General features: G+C 75.7%; 18 protein-coding genes. 11 read left to right on the forward strand and 7 right to left on the reverse strand.

What is annotated here, in order from left to right:
* Positions 1-91: 91 nt before the first annotated feature.
* On the forward strand, positions 92-1,702 hold the full coding sequence (locus ABD158_RS13975; RefSeq protein WP_344008137.1) for a DNA-3-methyladenine glycosylase 2 family protein: 1,611 nt from the start codon (positions 92-94) through the stop codon (positions 1,700-1,702).
* On the forward strand, positions 1,690-2,181 hold the full coding sequence (locus tag ABD158_RS13980; protein WP_344008138.1) for a methylated-DNA--[protein]-cysteine S-methyltransferase: 492 nt from the start codon (positions 1,690-1,692) through the stop codon (positions 2,179-2,181). The genes ABD158_RS13975 and ABD158_RS13980 overlap by 13 nt, the downstream gene beginning before the upstream one ends.
* Positions 2,182-2,379: 198 nt before the next feature.
* Here the strand turns inward: ABD158_RS13980 and ABD158_RS13985 are convergent, their stop codons facing one another.
* Positions 2,380-3,099: an IclR family transcriptional regulator gene (locus ABD158_RS13985; protein ID WP_344008139.1), complete on the reverse strand. Its 720-nt coding sequence runs from the start codon at positions 3,097-3,099 to the stop codon at positions 2,380-2,382.
* 110 nt (positions 3,100-3,209) lie between these two features.
* On the opposite strand from ABD158_RS13985, the gene leuC reads away from it, so the two are divergent.
* The 3 genes from leuC (at position 3,210) to ABD158_RS14000 (ending at position 6,168) form a co-directional block, all read left to right on the forward strand.
* Complete coding sequence (gene leuC, locus ABD158_RS13990; RefSeq protein ID WP_344008141.1) at positions 3,210-4,622, forward strand: 3-isopropylmalate dehydratase large subunit; 1,413 nt, start codon at positions 3,210-3,212, stop codon at positions 4,620-4,622.
* A gap of 12 nt (positions 4,623-4,634) precedes the next feature.
* Positions 4,635-5,234, forward strand: coding sequence for a 3-isopropylmalate dehydratase small subunit (gene leuD, locus ABD158_RS13995; protein ID WP_344008142.1), 600 nt, complete (start codon positions 4,635-4,637; stop codon positions 5,232-5,234).
* 115 nt (positions 5,235-5,349) lie between these two features.
* Positions 5,350-6,168 (forward strand): alpha/beta fold hydrolase, encoded by an 819-nt coding sequence (locus tag ABD158_RS14000; RefSeq protein WP_344008143.1) that lies wholly within the window; start codon positions 5,350-5,352, stop codon positions 6,166-6,168.
* Between the two features lie 32 nt (positions 6,169-6,200).
* On the opposite strand, the gene cofC is transcribed toward ABD158_RS14000, so the two are convergent.
* A complete protein-coding gene (gene cofC, locus ABD158_RS14005; RefSeq protein WP_344008144.1) occupies positions 6,201-6,848 on the reverse strand; it encodes a 2-phospho-L-lactate guanylyltransferase in 648 nt (215 codons plus the stop codon).
* Between the two features lie 76 nt (positions 6,849-6,924).
* Between cofC and ABD158_RS14010 the strand changes: the two genes are divergently transcribed.
* Together ABD158_RS14010 and ABD158_RS14015 are read left to right on the forward strand one after the other, a co-directional pair.
* On the forward strand, positions 6,925-7,812 hold the full coding sequence (locus tag ABD158_RS14010; RefSeq protein WP_344008145.1) for a lysophospholipid acyltransferase family protein: 888 nt from the start codon (positions 6,925-6,927) through the stop codon (positions 7,810-7,812).
* On the forward strand, positions 7,809-8,810 hold the full coding sequence (locus ABD158_RS14015; protein WP_344008146.1) for an NAD(P)H-dependent glycerol-3-phosphate dehydrogenase: 1,002 nt from the start codon (positions 7,809-7,811) through the stop codon (positions 8,808-8,810). The genes ABD158_RS14010 and ABD158_RS14015 overlap by 4 nt, the downstream gene beginning before the upstream one ends.
* A 31-nt stretch (positions 8,811-8,841) precedes the next feature.
* On the opposite strand, the gene ABD158_RS14020 is transcribed toward ABD158_RS14015, so the two are convergent.
* The gene (locus ABD158_RS14020; RefSeq protein WP_344008148.1) at positions 8,842-9,906 is read right to left on the reverse strand and encodes a trans-sulfuration enzyme family protein; all 1,065 of its coding nucleotides are present in this window, start codon (positions 9,904-9,906) and stop codon (positions 8,842-8,844) included.
* 38 nt (positions 9,907-9,944) lie between these two features.
* Here ABD158_RS14020 and ABD158_RS14025 point away from each other — a divergent pair, with 38 nt between their 5' ends.
* On the forward strand, positions 9,945-11,072 hold the full coding sequence (locus ABD158_RS14025) for a D-alanine--D-alanine ligase family protein (RefSeq protein ID WP_344008149.1): 1,128 nt from the start codon (positions 9,945-9,947) through the stop codon (positions 11,070-11,072).
* Between the two features lie 21 nt (positions 11,073-11,093).
* Here ABD158_RS14025 and ABD158_RS14030 read toward each other — a convergent pair whose 3' ends face one another.
* Complete coding sequence (locus ABD158_RS14030; RefSeq protein WP_344008150.1) at positions 11,094-11,609, reverse strand: DUF3515 family protein; 516 nt, start codon at positions 11,607-11,609, stop codon at positions 11,094-11,096.
* 14 nt (positions 11,610-11,623) lie between these two features.
* Positions 11,624-11,860: an Lrp/AsnC family transcriptional regulator gene (locus tag ABD158_RS14035; protein WP_344008151.1), complete on the reverse strand. Its 237-nt coding sequence runs from the start codon at positions 11,858-11,860 to the stop codon at positions 11,624-11,626.
* A gap of 120 nt (positions 11,861-11,980) precedes the next feature.
* Between ABD158_RS14035 and ABD158_RS14040 the strand changes: the two genes are divergently transcribed.
* Positions 11,981-12,964, forward strand: a complete 984-nt coding sequence (locus ABD158_RS14040) for a thiamine-phosphate kinase (protein WP_344008152.1) — start codon at positions 11,981-11,983, stop codon at positions 12,962-12,964.
* A 77-nt stretch (positions 12,965-13,041) separates the two neighbouring features.
* Here ABD158_RS14040 and ABD158_RS14045 read toward each other — a convergent pair whose 3' ends face one another.
* Positions 13,042-14,007, reverse strand: coding sequence for an EamA family transporter (locus ABD158_RS14045; RefSeq protein ID WP_344008153.1), 966 nt, complete (start codon positions 14,005-14,007; stop codon positions 13,042-13,044).
* Between the two features lie 72 nt (positions 14,008-14,079).
* On the opposite strand from ABD158_RS14045, the gene ABD158_RS14050 reads away from it, so the two are divergent.
* Complete coding sequence (locus tag ABD158_RS14050) at positions 14,080-15,048, forward strand: LysR family transcriptional regulator (protein WP_344008154.1); 969 nt, start codon at positions 14,080-14,082, stop codon at positions 15,046-15,048.
* Positions 15,049-15,113: 65 nt separating this feature from the next.
* Here ABD158_RS14050 and rpmB read toward each other — a convergent pair whose 3' ends face one another.
* Positions 15,114-15,299 (reverse strand): 50S ribosomal protein L28, encoded by a 186-nt coding sequence (gene rpmB, locus ABD158_RS14055; protein ID WP_344008155.1) that lies wholly within the window; start codon positions 15,297-15,299, stop codon positions 15,114-15,116.
* Positions 15,300-15,449: 150 nt separating this feature from the next.
* On the opposite strand from rpmB, the gene ABD158_RS14060 reads away from it, so the two are divergent.
* Positions 15,450-16,523: a DAK2 domain-containing protein gene (locus ABD158_RS14060; protein ID WP_344008156.1), complete on the forward strand. Its 1,074-nt coding sequence runs from the start codon at positions 15,450-15,452 to the stop codon at positions 16,521-16,523.
* Positions 16,524-16,547 lie beyond the last annotated feature (24 nt).

Genomic DNA, 16,547 nt, shown 5'->3' on the forward strand with positions numbered 1-16,547 from the left:
CGTTCCCGGGCCCGGACGCGCTCCCGGGGTCACCCACGGCCGTGTCCGAAACCCGCCGGACCGCCTCGGGGGCGACGGGCAGGATGGAGCCATGACGACGTCGGGCCCGGCCCTGGACCCCCAGGCCTGCTACCGCGCCGCCGCCAGCCGCGACCGCCGCTTCGACGGGGTGTTCTGGGTCGGCGTGACGAGCACGGGCATCTACTGCCGTCCGTCGTGCCCGGCCCGGACGCCGAGCCCGCGCAACGTGACCTTCCACCGCAGCGCGGCGGCGGCGCAGACGGCCGGCTTCCGCGCCTGCAAGCGGTGCCTGCCCGACGCCGTTCCCGGGGACCCGGAGTGGGACCTCGCCGCCGACGTCGCCGGGCGGGCCATGCGGCTGATCGCCGACGGCGTCGTCGACCGCGAGGGCGTCGACGGGCTGGCCGCCCGGCTGGGCTTCACCCCCCGCCACCTCGGCCGTCTGCTCGGGGACCGGCTCGGGGCCGGCCCCCTGGCGCTGGCCCGCGCCCGCCGGGCCCAGACCGCCCGCACCCTGCTCGAGACCACGGACCTGTCGATGGCCGACGTGGCCTTCGCCGCCGGCTTCTCCAGCGTGCGGCAGTTCAACGACACCGTGCGCGCGGTGTACGACGCGACGCCGGGCGACCTGCGCCGTCGCCGGGCCGCAGCCGACCGGGACGGCCGGGGCGGCCGGGACGGCCGGGGTGGCCGGGCTGACCGGGGGGACGACGCCGTCGCCGGGGGCACGCCCGACGTGCTGCGGGTGCGCGTGCCCGTGCGCACGCCGTACGCCGGACGGGCGCTGCTCGGCTTCCTCGCCGCGCACCTCGTGCCGGGGGTGGAGGCCGCGGACACGGGGTCCTACTCGCGCACCCTGCGCCTGCCCCACGGCCCCGCCACGCTGCGCGTGGAGCTCGCGGACCTGCCCGGTCCGGGGACCGGCCAGGTCGCCGCCGTCCTGCGGCTGGGCGACCTGCGCGACCTCGGGGCGGCCACCGCCCGCCTGCGACGGCTGCTGGACGCCGACGCCGACCCGGTGGCCGTCGACGCCGCGCTGGGCGACGACGCGCTCCTCGCGCCGCTCGTCGCCCGCCACCCGGGTCTGCGCGTGCCCGGTCAGGTCGACGGCGCCGAGACCGCGCTGCGCACGGTCGTCGGCCAGCAGGTGAGCCTGGCCGGCGCCCGGACCGTGCTCGGTCGCCTCGTCGCGGCCCACGGGGAGCCGGTGGCGACCGGCGTACCGGGGCTGACGCACCTGTTCCCGACCCCCGCCGCGCTCGCCGGCCTCGACGCCGAGGACCTGCCGATGCCCCGGGCGCGGGGTCGGGCGCTGGTGGGACTGGCCGGGGCGCTGGGCCGGGGCGACCTCGACCTGGACGGCGGCGCCGACCGGGGGAGCACCCGCTCCGCCCTGCTCGCCCTCACAGGCATCGGTCCGTGGACCGCCGACTACGTGGCGATCCGCGCCCTCGGCGACCCCGACGTCTTCCTGCCCGGGGACCTGGCCGTCCGCCACGCCCTGCGCGACCTCGGCCACCCCGTCGACGCGCGGGAGGCCGAGCGGCTCGCCCGCCGCTGGTCGCCGTGGCGCAGCACCGCGCTGATGCACCTGTGGCACACCGTCGTCGACCCGCTCGAGGAACGCCGCCTGGCCGTCCTCGCCCCCGACCGGCCCGAGGAGGACCCGTGTGGACCGTGATCGACACCCCCATCGACCCCCTGCGCATCGTCGCCGACGACGACGCGGTGCGCGCGATCGAGTTCAGCCCGTTCGGCGACCCGCCCGGGGGCCTCGAGCTCGGTGAGCGCGCCGACGGCCACCCCGTCCTGGCCGAGGCGGCCCGCCAGCTGGCGGCCTACTTCGCGGGGGACCTGACGGACTTCGACCTGCCGCTCGACCCGGTCGGCACCGACTTCCAGCGCCGCGTGTGGGGGGAGCTGCGCCGCATCGGCTACGGCGAGACCGCGTCGTACGGCGAGGTCGCGAGGCGGCTCGGCCTGGTCCCGGGCGCCTCCCGCGCCGTCGGCGCCGCCAACGGCCGCAACCCGATCCCCGTCGTCGTGCCCTGCCACCGCGTCATCGGCGCCGACGGGACGCTGACCGGCTTCGCCGGCGGCGTCGAGCGCAAGCGCACGCTCCTCGACCTCGAGGCGGGCGGAGGCTCGGCGCTGTTCTGAGCCGAGTCGGCAGGTGTGTGCGCCGGAGGGGCGCCGAGTCGGCAGGTGTGTGCGCCGGAGGGGTGCCGAGTCGGCAGGTGTGTGCGTCGGAGGGGTGCCGAGTCGCCGGGTGTGCGCGTACGACGGCGTCGGCAGGTGCGCGCGGTGCACGTCCGCGCCGACTCGGCGCGGCTGGGGTGCACGTCCGCGCCGACTCGGCTACTCCGCCTGGCGCCGCAGGGACTCGCTGAGGCGCTCCGCGGCGGCCAGGACCGCCGGGGCGTGCATGCGTCCGGGCTGGCGGGAGAGCCGCTCGAGCGGACCGGAGACGGACACGGCGGCGATGGTCTTGCCGCCGGGGGAGCGGACCGGCGCCGAGACCGAGGCGACACCCTGCTCGCGCTCGCCGACCGACTGCGCCCAGCCACGCCGGCGGATGCCCGACAGCGCCGTGGCCGAGTACGCCGCGTTCTGCAGACCGCGGTGCATCCGCTCGGGGTCCTCCCAGGCGAGGAGCACCTGGGCGGCCGACCCGGCGCGCATCGTGAGCTGCGAGCCGACGGGGATGGTGTCGCGCAGCCCGGAGGGCCGCTCGGCGGCGGCGACGCAGACGCGGTGCTCGCCCTGGCGCCGCCACAGCTGGGCCGACTCCCCGGTGATGTCGCGCAACCGCGCGAGCACGGGCCCGGCCGCCGCCAGCAGCCGGTCCTCACCGGCCGCGGCGGAGAGCTCCGAGAGCCGGGGACCCAGCACGAACCGTCCCTGCATGTCGCGGGCCACCAGCCGGTGGTGCTCCAGCGCGACCGCCAGCCGGTGCGCCGTCGGCCGGGCCAGGCCCGTCCCGGCCACGAGACCCGCCAGGGTCGCCGGTCCGCTCTCCAGGGCCGCCAGCACCAGCGCTGCCTTGTCGAGGACCCCCACGCCACTTCCGCTGTCCATATGGCAATACTGCAGTCTCAGATCCTGGGACGCAAGAGTACTGTCCTGGGGGACCCTGGGACGTGGACCACGTCGAGCACCGGGTCCGTCGGCGACACATCGGAGGAGACATGGGCAGGACACTGGCCGAGAAGGTCTGGGACGAGCACGTCGTGCGCACCGCGCCGGGGGAGCCCGACCTCCTCTACATCGATCTGCACCTCGTGCACGAGGTGACCTCGCCGCAGGCCTTCGAGGGACTGCGCCTGTCCGGCCGCACCGTGCGCCGTCCCGAGCTGACGCTCGCGACCGAGGACCACAACGTCCCCACCGTCGACTGGGACCAGCCGATCAAGGACCCGGTCTCGCGCACCCAGGTCGAGACGCTGCGCCGCAACGCCGAGGAGTTCGGCGTGCAGCTGCACGCCCTGGGCGACAAGGACCAGGGCATCGTGCACATCATCGGCCCGCAGCTGGGCCTCACCCAGCCCGGGATGACGATCGTGTGCGGCGACTCCCACACCTCGACGCACGGGGCCTTCGGCGCGCTCGCGTTCGGCATCGGCACCTCCGAGGTCGAGCACGTGCTCGCCACGCAGACCCTCACGCAGACCCGGCCCAAGACGATGGCGGTCACCGTCAACGGCTCGCTGCCCGAGGGCGTGACGGCCAAGGACCTGGTTCTGACCCTGATCACCCACACCGGCACCGGCGGCGGCCAGGGCTACATCGTCGAGTACCGCGGCCCGGCCATCGAGGAGCTCTCGATGGAGGGTCGGATGACGATCTGCAACATGTCGATCGAGTGGGGCGCGAAGGCCGGGATGATCGCACCCGACCAGACCACCTTCGACTACATCGAGGGCAAGCCCCAGGCGCCCACCGGCGCCGACTGGGACGCCGCCGTCGAGCACTGGCGCAGCCTGCGCACCGACGCCGACGCGTCGTACGACGAGGAGATCGTCCTCGACGCCTCGACCATGACCCCCTTCGTCACCTGGGGCACCAACCCCGGCCAGGGCGTCCCCCTCGGCGAGGCCGTGCCCGACCCGGAGTCCTTCGACGAGCCCGGCGACCGCACCGCGGCGGAGAAGGCGCTGGAGTACATGGCCCTCACCGCGGGGACCCCGATGCGGGAGATCTCGGTCGACACCGTCTTCATCGGCTCCTGCACCAACGGCCGCATCGAGGACCTCCGGCTGGCCGCCGAGGTGATCAAGGGCCGCACGGTCGACGCCGACACCCGCCTGCTGGTCGTGCCGGGCTCGGCGCGGGTGCGCCTGCAGGCCGAGGACGAGGGGCTCGACGTCGTCTTCAAGGAGGCCGGTGCCGAGTGGCGCGGGGCCGGGTGCTCGATGTGCCTGGGCATGAACCCCGACCAGCTCGCCCCCGGCGAGCGCAGCGCCTCGACGTCGAACCGCAACTTCGAGGGCCGCCAGGGCAAGGGCGGCCGCACCCACCTGGTCTCGGTGCCGGTGGCCGCCGCCACCGCCGTGCGCGGCACGCTCTCCAGCCCCTCCGACCTGCCGGCGCTGGACGCCTGAGAGGACGACGACATGGACACGTTCACCACCCACACCGGCGTCGGGGTGCCCCTGCGGCGCAGCAACGTCGACACCGACCAGATCATCCCAGCGCACTACCTCAAGCGCGTCACCCGCACGGGCTTCGAGGACGGGCTGTTCGCCGCCTGGCGCGACAACCCCGACTTCGTGCTCAACCGCGACGAGTACGCCGCGGGGTCGGTGCTCGTCGCCGGCTCCGACTTCGGCACCGGCTCCTCGCGCGAGCACGCGGTGTGGGCGCTGCAGAACTACGGCTTCCGCGCCGTGATCTCGCCCCGCTTCGGTGACATCTTCCGCGGCAACGCCGGCAAGGCCGGCCTCGTGGCCGCGCAGGTCGACGACAAGGTCGTCTCGCGGCTCTGGGACTTCCTCGAGGACAACCCGGGCGGCGTCGTGACCGTCGACCTCGAGTCCCGCACGGTGCGCGCCGGGGAGGGCGTCGACGCGATCGAGGACTCCTTCGACATCGACGACTACACCCGCTGGCGCCTGCTGGAGGGCCTCGACGACATCGGGATCACGCTCGGGCACGCCGACGACATCGCCGAGTACGAGACGCGCCGCCCGTCCTGGAAGCCCGTCTCGGCCTGACCGCGGCGCGAGAACGCGGTCTCGGTATCCGAGACGGCGGGAAGGGCGCGGAGGGAACGACGGTTCGGGTAGACGTCTTGCACACAAGACAACGTCGACCCGAAAGGCGGATCCCATGCCCCAGATCGAGAGCAACGGCCTCACCCTCAGCTACGAGGACACCGGCGGCGAGGGCCGTCCCGTCGTCCTGATCCACGGATGGCCGCTGAGCGGCGCCTCCTGGTCGGAGCAGATCCCCGCCCTGACCTCGGCCGGCTACCGCGTCATCAGCTACGACCGCCGCGGCTTCGGTGCCTCCGACAAGCCCGAGACCGGCTACGACTACGACACGTTCGCCGCCGACCTCGACGGGCTCCTGACCGGCCTGGACGTCGACGACGCGACGCTCGTCGGCTTCTCGATGGGTGGCGGCGAGGTCGTGCGGTACCTCTCGACCTACGGCGAGGGTCGGGTCCGCTCGGCCGTGCTGGCCGGGGCGGTCCCGCCGTACCTGCTGAAGAACGACGAGAACCCCGACGGCGCGCTGCCCGAGGAGGGCATCCGTGACTTCGAGCAGTCCATCACGACCGACCGCGAGGGCTTCCTCGACGGCTTCGTGACCAACTTCTTCACCGCGGGCGACGAGCTGAAGGTGACCGAGGAGCAGCGTCAGGAGGCCCTGGAGCTGGCGAAGCCGGCCCGCGACGAGGCCGTGCTGCTGTGCGTCAACGCCTTCGGACGCACCGACTTCCGCGGCGACCTGCCGAAGATCACCGTCCCGGTGCTCGTGCTCCACGGCGACTCCGACGCCGTCGTGCCCTTCGAGGCCTCCGGCGAGCGGTCCGTCGCCGCGCTGGCCAACGCCTCGGTGCACGTCGTCAAGGACGGCCCGCACGGCTTCAACGTCAGCCACAAGGACGAGTTCAACTCCGCGCTCGTCGACTTCCTGGGCTGACGCACCCCGGACCGCTCGCCGCGGCGGTCCTCTCAGTCGAGCAGTCGCGCGACGGCCGCGGCGCTGTGGGCCCCGAGCCCCAGCGCCGCGGCCGTCCGCACGTCCGGCCCGGTGTCGACGTCACGTCGCAGGCTCGGGAGGTCGCCCGGCACCGCGACGGCGCCCGCCGCCCGGTGCGCGGCCGCCGACCCCGCGCCGAACCGCGGCGCGAAGTCCTCGTGGGACGCGGCGTACAGCGTGGTCCCGGTGCCCTCCGCGTCCGCGACGTACGACGGGCCGGGCCGCGCCGCCGCCTCCTCGAGCGCGGCGTCGAGGTCGGCCGGGCGCAGCGCCGGCAGGTCGGCGCACAGCACGACCGGACGCAGGTCCGGCCATCGGCGCCGGCCCTCGGCCGCGGCCTGGCGCAGCGTGCCGTTGAGGTCGCCCCCGACCCCGTCCGGCAGGACCTCGCAGCCCAGCCGGGACAGCTCGGTGGCGAACGCCGCGTCGTCGGTGACCGCCAGCACGACCGCGACCCTCCCGGCCAGCCGGGCGGCGGTGGCGGTGTCGATCGCGAAGGCCGCGGCGAGCTCCCGCCGCAGGTCGTCGGCCAGGTCGAGCCGGCTCTTGCCGCGCGCCGGGGGCTTGACCGGCAGGATCGCCAGCCACCGCGCCGCGAGTCCTCCGTGTGCCCCGCTCACCGGCCCCATCCTGCCAGCCGGGACCAGTAGTCTTCTCGCGACGTCGGCGCGGACCAGCTGCGCCCGGGCGGTCTCGATGGGAGCGACGTTGGCGGTGCGGCCGAAGACCCAGCCGAAGGGCTGGGCGCTGACCGTCGGCGGGGTGGTCATCAAGCCTGCCCTGCTCGCCCTCACGACGCGGACCTGGATCGACGGCGAGAAGATCCCCGCCACGGGTGGCTGCGTGATCGTGCTGAACCACCTCAGCCACGTCGACCCGCTCGTCTCGGCCCACCTGGTCTGGGACCACGGCCGCCTGCCGCGCTACCTCGCGAAGGACGGGTTGTTCCGCCACCGCGTGCTCGGCGCGATGATGCGCGACGCCGGACAGATCCCCGTGCACCGCGGGTCCGGGGCGATGGACGCCTTCGACTCCGCCGTCGCCGCCGTCGAGGCGGGGGAGTGCGTGGTGGTCTACCCCGAGGGCACGCTGACCCGCCAGCCCGACCTGTGGCCGATGATGGGCCGCTCCGGCGCGGCCCGGATCGCGCTGCGCACCGGCTGCCCGGTGGTCCCGATCGGCCAGTGGGGCGCCCAGCGACTGCTGCCGCCGTACGCGCGGAAGCCGCGGCTGCTGCCCCGCACCCACGTCACGCTCAAGGTGGGGGACCCCGTCGACCTCTCCGCCCACGCGGGCGGTCAGGTGACGGCGGCGCGGCTGTCGGCGGCCACGGAGACCATCATGGACGCCATCACCGACCTCGTCGCCGAGATCCGCGGCGAGAGCCCGCCCGCCGAGCGGTTCGACCCCCGGCGCGAGGGCCTCAGCGAGTACGGGAGGCCCCGCCCCACCGGCGGGCGCCCCGGCCGGGGCGCCGGCGCTCGGACGGGCGGAGGCCACGACGGGCACGCCGACGGACGCACCGACGGACGCACCGACGACGACACCGACGGCGAGAGCCGGGACCAGGGAGGCACGGCGTGACGAAGGTGGCGGTGTTCGGGGCCGGGTCGTGGGGCACGGCGTTCTCCGTCGTGCTCGCCGACGCGGGCAACGACGTGACGATCTGGGCGCGGCGCGAGGAGGTCTGCGACGAGATCAACGCGCGCCGCGAGAACGCCGAGTACATGCCCGGCGTCCAGCTGCCGGCGGCCGTCGAGGCCACCCACGACCCCGAGAAGGCCGCGGCGGGGGCGGACGTCGTCGTCCTCGCCGTGCCCTCGCAGCGGCTGCGCGAGAACCTCGCCGACTGGGCGGGCGTGCTGCCCCCGCAGGCCGTGCTGGTGTCGCTGATGAAGGGCGTCGAGCGAGGCTCCCTGCTGCGGATGAGCGAGGTGCTCGCCGAGCTGGTCGGCGCCGGACCGGAGCGGATCGCGGTGGTCAGCGGCCCCAACCTGGCCCGCCCGATCGCCTCCCGGGAGCCCGCCGCCTCCGTCGTGGCGTGCGCCGACGAGGACGTGGCGCGCCGGCTCCAGGGGATCGTGCACACCCGGGCGTTCCGCCCCTACACCTCCACCGACGTGGTCGGCTGCGAGGTCGGCGGCGCCTACAAGAACGTCGTGGCCCTCAGCGTCGGCATGGCCGTCGGCCTCGGGTTCGGCGACAACACCACCGCCTCGGTCATCACCCGCGGTCTCGCCGAGACCGCCCGCCTCGCCGCCGCCCTCGGCGCGAGCCCGATGACGCTGATGGGCCTCGCCGGGCTCGGTGACCTCGTCGCGACCTGCTCCTCGCCGCTCTCGCGGAACCGCACCTTCGGCGAGAGGCTGGGCCAGGGGATGAGCGTCGAGGAGATCGTGGCCTCCACCCGGCAGGTCGCCGAGGGCGCCAAGTCCTGCACCTCGCTGCTCGCGCTGGGCCGCCGGCACGGCATCGACGCGCCGATCGCCGAGGCCGTCGACGCCGTCCTGTCCGCCGACCTGACGCCCAGCGAGATGGTCAACGCCTTCATCGCCCGCGACACGAAGGCCGAGACCGACTGACCGGGGCGCCGCCGCGGCGGCGCCCCGTCCGTCACCCCCGTGACGCGTCGAGGGCCTGGGCGAGGTCGGCCCAGAGGTCGTCGACGTCCTCGATGCCGACGGACAGGCGCAGCAGGCCGTCGGGGATGGTGTCGGGCTCGGACTTCCAGCGCCGCCGCCGCTCGAGGCTCGACTCGAGCCCGCCGAGGGAGGTCGCGTAGACCCACAGGCGCGTCGAGTGCTGCACGAGGTCGGCGCGGCCGCCGGAGTCGAGCACGAGGGCGAGCATGCCGCCGAAGCCGGGGTAGCGGACCTCGACCACGTCGTCGCGCTCGCCGAGCCGGCGGGCCAGCTCGGCGGCGTTGGCCTGCGCGCGCTCGACGCGCAGCGGCAGGGTGCGCAGGCCGCGCAGCGCCAGCCAGGCCTCGAACGCGCCCGGGATCGCGCCGTAGGAGTCGCGGCGCTGCTTCAGCACGTCGTACAGGGCCGGGTCCGCGACCACGATCGCGCCCATCAGCAGGTCGGAGTGGCCGGCGACGTACTTGGTGACCGAGTGCACGACGATGTCGGCCCCCCACTCCAGCGGACGCTGCAGGACGGGCGTGGCGAAGGTGTTGTCGACGACCACCCGCGCACCGGCCGCGTGGGCGGCCGCGATGATCGCGGGGGCGTCCGCGACCTCCATCGCGGGGTTGGTGGGCGTCTCCAGCCAGACCAGCGCGGCGTCCTCGCAGGCGGCTGCGAAGGCGGCGGTGTCGGTGACGTCGACGAGCTCCGCGACCAGTCGGCCGCGGGCCTCCAGGTCGCCGAGCTGCGCGAGCGAGCCGAGGTAGGTGTGGCGGGGTGCGACGACCTTCTCACCGGGTCCGACGAGGTCGAGCAGGGTCGCGACCGCGGCGAGGCCGCTGGCGTAGGCCAGGCAGCTGCCGCCCTCGAGGCCGCCCAGGGCCTCCTCGAAGGCGGTCCAGGTCGGGTTGCGGTAGCGGCCGTACTCGAGGTCGCCCCCGGCCACGTAGGTCGCCGCCATCGTGATCGGCTCGTTCAGGGGGCGGTCCGGCTCGTGGGGAGGGCGTCCCAGGTGCACGGCGCGGGTGGACAGCGCGGCGTCAGGCTCCATGCGATCAGCCTCCCACGAGGGCCGCTAGGGTCGTCGCGATGGACGCCGAGACGCCGCACGAGTCGACCTCCCCGCCCCGGCGACCGCGCGTCGCCGTCGTCTTCGGCGGCCGCTCGGGCGAGCACTCCATCTCCTGCCTGTCCGCCGGCAGCGTCATCGCCGCCCTCGACCCCGCGGCGTACGACGTGGTCCCGGTCGGGATCGGCCGCGACGGCCGCTGGGTCCTCGAGGACGGTGACCCCGCGCGCCTGGCGCTCGGCCCCGGCGGCGAGCTGCCGGAGGTCCGGGGGTCCGTGGAGGTGGCGCTGACGCCCGGGCGGGGCCTCGTCGTCAGCGAGCCCCGGGAGGTCCCCCCGGTCCTGGGCGAGGTCGACGTCGTCATCCCGGTGATGCACGGGCCGTGGGGGCAGGACGGCACCCTCCAGGGCCTGCTCGAGATGGCGGGCGTCCGCTACGTGGGCGCCGGGGTGCTGGCCAGCGCGGTCGGCACCGACAAGCACTTCATGAAGCAGCTGTTCGTCGCCGCCGGGCTGCCCGTCCTGCCGTGGGTCACGGTCCGCGGCGACCGGTGGGACCGCGACCCCGAGCTGTGCCGCGCCCAGGTCGCGGCCCTCGGCCTCCCGGTCTTCGTCAAGCCCGCCCGGGCCGGCTCGAGCATGGGCATCACCCGCGTCGACACCCCGGATCAGCTCGACGCCGCGATCGCCGAGGCTCGGCGCCACGACCCCAAGATCGTCGTCGAGGCGGCGGCCGAGGGCGCCCGGGAGATCGAGATCGGGGTGCTCGGCGGCCTCGACGGCTCGCCGCCCGAGGTCAGCGTGCCGGCCGAGATCCTGGTCGGCGACGAGCACGCGTTCTACGACTTCGAGGCCAAGTACCTCGAGGAGAGCTTCGCCGTGCCCGCCGACGTGGACGACGACCTGCGCGCCGAGGTCGGGGTGCTCGCGGTCCGCGCCTTCGAGGCGCTCGACGTCGAGGGCCTCGCCCGGGTGGACTTCTTCGTGATGCCGGACGGGCGGGTGCTGGTCAACGAGGTCGAGACGATGCCCGGCTTCACGGCCCTGTCGATGTTCCCGCGCATGTGGGCCGCGACCGGCCTCGACTACTCCGCCCTGCTCGACCGCCTCGTCCGCCTCGCCCTCACCCGCGACACCGGCCTGCGCTGAGCGCCGGCCGAGCCTCGGGCGTCAGGGCGCGAGCTCGTCGCGCGGGTCGGCGACGACGCAGGGGTTCGGGTTGCGCAGGGTGGCGCGGATCGCGGGGGCGAGCTCGACGAGCACCTCGACCGGGGGCCGGTAGGCGGCGGGGATCCGCAGCTCCACGGCCGGCTCGAAGCCGATCGTGGTCGCCACCGCCTCGCGCGACTGGTCCTCCATCTGCTCCTCCGGCACGAACCAGTCGACGCCGGCGACGTCCTGGCAGGCTGACGCGACCCGCGAGAAGCCCGCGGGGGTGCCGACGCCGCAGGTCAGCACCAGGGGCGGGTCACCCCACGCGGCGACGGTGGCGTCGGTGCCGCTGAGGACCTCGAGGTCCCGCCTCCGCGCCTGCACCACCTCGTCGGGCACCGCGTCGACCAGACGCGCGCACAGCTCGGCGTCGGTGCCGCCCACGTCCTGGGCGTCGACCTGGAGCGTGGGCGTGCAGCCCGCGAGGGGGAGCACGACGAGGAGGGCGCCGGCCACGGCCGACGCGCGGCGCACCGCGATCGGGACGCTCAGATGTGGACGACGGGGCAGGTCAGCGTGCGGGTGATGCCGTCGAGGGTCTGCACCTTCGCGACGACCAGCTTGCCGAGCTCGTCGACGTTGCGGGCCTCGGCGCGCACGATCACGTCGTAGGGCCCGGTGACGTCCTCCGCCATGGTGACGCCCTTGACCTTGGCGATCTCGGCGGCGACCTCGGCGGCCTTGCCGACGTCGGTCTGGATCAGGACGTAGGCCTGCACGACCATGTGAGCTCCTCGTTGAACGCACCGGGGGCCACGGCGGGAGCCGGGTGACCGCTGTCACGGCTCAACCTACCGTGCGCGCCGCTCGGGACCGCAACGGCCCGCTCTGCTGTGATGGGGCCCATGCCCCCCGGTGAGACCCCCGCCGACCCGTCCCGCTCCTGGCCCGCGGACGCGACCCTCGCCGACGTCGGCGAGTTCGAGGTGATCGAGGCGCTCACCGCCCTCTTCGCCCAAGGCGAGCACGTCGAGGTGGGGCCCGGGGACGACGCGGCGGTGCTGTGGTCCGACGACGACCAGATCCTGGTCTCGACCGACCTGATGGTGCAGGACCGGCACTTCCGCCGCGACTGGTGCTCCGCCGAGGACGTGGGCCACCGCGCCGCCGCCCAGAACCTCTCCGACCTCAACGCGATGGGGGGCCGCGCGCACTCGCTGACGCTCGGGATCGCCGCGCCGGCCCACCTGCCGCTGGCGTGGCTGCTCGAGCTGGGTCGGGGGTTCGCCGAGGAGTGCGCGCTCGCCGGGGCCTCGGTGGTCGGCGGTGACCTCACGCGCGCCGAGGAGCTGGTCGTCGCGGTCACCGTGCTCGGCACCTGCCGCATCGACCCGGTGCTCCGCTCGGGCGCCGAGCCCGGCGACGTGCTCGCGCTCGCCGGGCGCCAGGGCTGGGCCGCGGCGGGCCTGGCCGTGCTCAGCCGTGGGTTCCGCTCGCCGCGCGCGATGGTCGAGGCCTACCGCCGCCCCGAGCCGCCGTACGCCGCGGGACCCCGGGCCGCCGACGCCGGCGCGACCTCGCTGGTCGACGTCTCCGACGGCCTGCTCGCGGACCTGGGCCACGTGGCCGCGGCCTCCGGCGTCGCGATCGACGTCCGACGGGAAGCGCTGGCGGTCCCCGAGGGCCTGCGCGCGGTGGCCGCGGCGATGGGCGGCGACCCGCTCGACTTCGTCCTCACCGGCGGCGACGACCACAGCCTCGCCGCGACCTTCCCGGCGCACGTGGACCTGCCGGAGGGCTGGACCGCGATCGGCACGGTGGGCGCCGGCAGCGGCGTGACGGTCGACGGCACCCCCCACGAGGGCGCCGCCGGCTGGACCCACTTCTGATCCGGCACGCCCGAGCCGGCCAGGGCGTGGACCGGGTCACGTCGGGCGAGCGACGCGCCTGAGCCCGCGAAGGGGCGTCAGCGCGTCGAGACCTCGGTGACGGGCTCGCCGGCCCCACCACCGCCGGAGCCCAGACGCCCGGGGCGGAGCCCGGGGCGACGCCCGGCCCGACGCCCCACGCCCGACCCCCACAGCACGCCGGCGACGACGAGGACGCCGCCCAGGACCTCGACGAGCGCGGGGACCTCGCCGAGGACGAGCCAGGCGGCGGTGAGGCCGGTGACGGGCACGAGCATGCTGAAGGGCGCGACGGTGCTCGACGGATGGCGCCGCAGCAGGGCGGTCCACACGCCGCTCCCGACGACGGTGCCGACCACCACGGTGTAGAGCAGGCCGAGGGCGGCGCCGAGCGCGTCGGCGTCGAGGGCCGTCGCGAGGCTCCCGCCGATCGCGCTCGGGCCCTCGACGAGCAGCGACAGCGCCAGCATGGGCACGGGCGGCACGACGGTCATCCACATCATCAGCGCGAAGGGCGAGTCCGGCTGCGCGCGCCGGGAGGCGAGGTTGCCGAAGGCCCACCCGAGCGCCCCGAGGAGCACCAGGACGACCGGCAGCAGCGAGACGGTCAGCCCGCGCCAGGCGGCGATGACCGCGAGGCCGGCCACCGCGACGGCGACCCCGACCAGCTGGCGGCGCGAGGTGCGCTCGCCGAGCAGGACGGCGGCGAGGAGCACCGTGAACGGCGCCGAGGCCTGCAGCACGAGCGAGGCGAGCCCGACCGGCATCCCCGCCTCGAGGCCGGCGTAGAGGAACACGAACTGCGCCACGCCGAAGCCCGCGCCGTACCCCAGCAGCCAGCGCAGCGGCACGTCCGGTCGCGGCACGAGCAGCAGCGCGGGCACGGCCAGCAGCGCGAAGCGCAGCGCCACGAGGAACATCGGCGGGTAGTGGTCGAGGGAGGCGTCGATGGCGATGAAGTTCAGGCCCCAGCAGACCGCCACCCCGGCCGCCAGGCCCACGTCGCGGGCGGGCATCGGTGTCATGCCCCGATCCTCGTGGCCCGCGACCATGAAGATCCATCGCGTATCGGTCGACCCACCCTCTAGGTTTGCTTCATGGTCGAGCTGGATCCGCGGCGCCTCTCGCTGCTGTGCGAGCTGGACCGTCGCGGCAGCGTCACCGCGGTCGCCCGGGCGGTCCACCTGACGCCCACGGCGGTCTCGCAGCAGCTCAAGGTCCTGGAGGGCGAGGCCGGCGCCGCGCTGCTGACCCGCGTCGGTCGGGGCGTCGCGCTCACCGAGGCCGGCGAGGCCCTCGTCCGCGCCGCCCACGAGCTCGACGTCGCCCGCGCCCGGGTCGAGGCGGCGTGGGACACCTACCGGCACCGCGTGGCGGGCACGGTCAGCCTCAGCGTCTACCCGACCGGTGGCCAGGCCCTGCTGGCCGGCGTCCTGCGGCGCCTGGCCGCCCACCCGGACCTGCGCCTGGAGGTCAGCGAGGCCGACCGCCAGACCGACGAGTACGCCGGGCGCACCGACGTCGTGGACGTGGTGCTGGCCCACCGCGCGTCCGTCGACGCCTCCTGGACCGCGATGGCGCGCTCCGCGGCCCGGTCGGGGCGGCGTCTCGAGGTCGTCGAGCTCGCCACCGAGCCGCTCGACGTCGCGGCCCCGGCCGACCACCGGGTCGCGGCCCTGCCGGAGGTCGAGGTCGCCGACGTCGCGGACGACCCCTGGATCGGCGTCCCGGTGGGGTGGCCGTTCGACCGGGCGCTGTCGGCCTGGTTCGCGGACGCCGGGCTCGAGCCGCGGGTGGTCCACCGCTTCACCGACCTCCGCCTGCAGGAGGCGCTGGTCCGCGGCGGGCACGGCCTGGCGCTGCTGCCCCGGCGGGCCGCGGACCCGGCCGCCGGCCACCTCGTCGTACGGCGGGTGCGCGGGGTGGGCCCGGTCAGGCGGATCGCGGCGCTGGCCCGGGCCGACCGGGCGGCCCGGGTCGCCGTCAGGGTCGTGCTCGACGCGCTCGTGGCCGAGGCCGCCGAGGTCCCGGGGTGGGAGCCGCCGGACCAGCGCGCGCCCGCGTGAGCGGGTCCCGGGACGCCACGAGGCCCCGGAGCGGTGCTCCGGGGCCTCGTGGCCAGGTCAGCGCGTCAGCGCGTGACCTTGCCCGCCTTGATGCAGCGGGTGCAGACGTTCATGCGCTTCGGGGTGCCGTTGACCTTGGCACGGACCCGCTGGATGTTCGGGTCGAAGCGACGCTTGGTGATCTTGCGGGACCACGGCCGGTTGTGACCGAAGCCCGGCGACTTGGCGCAGATGTCACAGACGGCAGCCACTGCACAGCTCCTGGGATCGAAGTTCGAGGTCCTGCCCGGCCGAGGGCCCCGGGGAACCGGGAGTCGTCGGGCAACCGCAGAAGAGTAGCCGAGGCACGCCCCCCTGATCCAATCGTCCCCCGCCGACGGGCCGCCCACTAGCCTGCGGGCGTGCAGCAGCTCGCCGACGGTCCCGACGAGGCGGACGCGCTGGTCCGCTTCCTCGACGTCGCCGTGGCGGGCCTCGCCCGCGCCCGCGAGGAGATCGACGCCCTCAACGTCTACCCGGTGCCCGACGGCGACACCGGCACGAACCTCTACCTCACGGTGTCCGCCGCCCGCGACGCCGTCGGTGCGAGCGAGACCCCGGCCGGCTCCCCGGCCGACGGGCGGCACGCCGACGGGGCCTGGGCGGCGATGGCCCGCGGGGCGCTGCTGGGCGCCCGGGGCAACTCCGGGGTCATCCTCAGCCAGATGCTCGGCGCGGTCGCCGCGACCACCACCGCCGCCCCCGACGACCGGCCCCCGGCCGCCGTGCTCGCCGACGCCCTCGACGAGGCGACCCGCGCCAGCTACGAGGCCGTCGCCGCCCCGGTCGAGGGCACGATCCTCAGCGTCGCCGCCGCCGCGTCGCGGGCGGCCCGACAGGCCCTGGAGCCGATCACCGCCGGCCCCCCGGACCCCGCGGCCGACGTGCGCCGGGTGATCACGGCCGCGGCGGCCGCGGCCCGGGCGGCGCTGCAGCGGACCCCCGAGCAGCTCCCGGTGCTGGCCGCCGCCGGGGTCGTCGACGCCGGCGGTCGGGGCCTCGTCGTCGTGCTCGAGGCCGCCGAGCGCGTCCTGACCGGCCGCCGGCCGGTCTCGCAGCCGGAGCCGCTGCCGCACCACCGGATCCCGGTGCCCGGCCGACCGCGCCCGACTCCCGCGCCCGACCCCCGCGCCCCCGACGCCGCCGACCCCGCCGTCGGACCCGCCGTCGGACCCGCCGCCGGACCCGCCGCCGGACCCGCCGGCCCGGCGTACGAGGTGGTCTACCTGCTGCGGGCCGACGACGCCGCCGTCGCCGAGCTGCGGGCGCGACTCGCGGGCCTCGGCGACTCGCTGGTGGTCGTGGGCGGGCAGGGGCTGTGGAAGGTCCACGTCCACGTCGACGACGCCGGCGCCGCCGTGGAGGCCGCGCTCGCCGCGGGCACCCCGGAGGACATCCGGATCACCCACCTCGCGTCCCAGGCGCCGGCGGCGTAGCCCGACGCGGCCCCGGGCGACGGG

This window comes from Nocardioides lentus (assembly GCF_039529515.1).
GTDB lineage: Bacteria > Actinomycetota > Actinomycetes > Propionibacteriales > Nocardioidaceae > Nocardioides > Nocardioides lentus.

Excerpts from the sequence above, each read along its gene's own strand:
- ABD158_RS14035 (WP_344008151.1), bottom strand. The coding sequence starts at position 11,860 with ATGGTCGTGCAGGCCTACGTCCTGATCCAGACCGACGTCGGCAAGGCC.
- leuD (WP_344008142.1), top strand. The coding sequence starts at position 4,635 with ATGGACACGTTCACCACCCACACCGGCGTCGGGGTGCCCCTGCGGCGC.
- ABD158_RS14050 (WP_344008154.1), top strand. The coding sequence starts at position 14,080 with ATGGTCGAGCTGGATCCGCGGCGCCTCTCGCTGCTGTGCGAGCTGGAC.
- ABD158_RS14025 (WP_344008149.1), top strand. The coding sequence starts at position 9,945 with ATGGACGCCGAGACGCCGCACGAGTCGACCTCCCCGCCCCGGCGACCG.
- leuC (WP_344008141.1), top strand. The coding sequence starts at position 3,210 with ATGGGCAGGACACTGGCCGAGAAGGTCTGGGACGAGCACGTCGTGCGC.
- ABD158_RS14045 (WP_344008153.1), bottom strand. The coding sequence starts at position 14,007 with ATGACACCGATGCCCGCCCGCGACGTGGGCCTGGCGGCCGGGGTGGCG.
- ABD158_RS13975 (WP_344008137.1), top strand. The coding sequence starts at position 92 with ATGACGACGTCGGGCCCGGCCCTGGACCCCCAGGCCTGCTACCGCGCC.
- ABD158_RS14020 (WP_344008148.1), bottom strand. The coding sequence starts at position 9,906 with ATGGAGCCTGACGCCGCGCTGTCCACCCGCGCCGTGCACCTGGGACGC.
- ABD158_RS14000 (WP_344008143.1), top strand. The coding sequence starts at position 5,350 with ATGCCCCAGATCGAGAGCAACGGCCTCACCCTCAGCTACGAGGACACC.
- ABD158_RS14010 (WP_344008145.1), top strand. The coding sequence starts at position 6,925 with ATGGGAGCGACGTTGGCGGTGCGGCCGAAGACCCAGCCGAAGGGCTGG.
- ABD158_RS14040 (WP_344008152.1), top strand. The coding sequence starts at position 11,981 with ATGCCCCCCGGTGAGACCCCCGCCGACCCGTCCCGCTCCTGGCCCGCG.
- ABD158_RS13985 (WP_344008139.1), bottom strand. The coding sequence starts at position 3,099 with ATGGACAGCGGAAGTGGCGTGGGGGTCCTCGACAAGGCAGCGCTGGTG.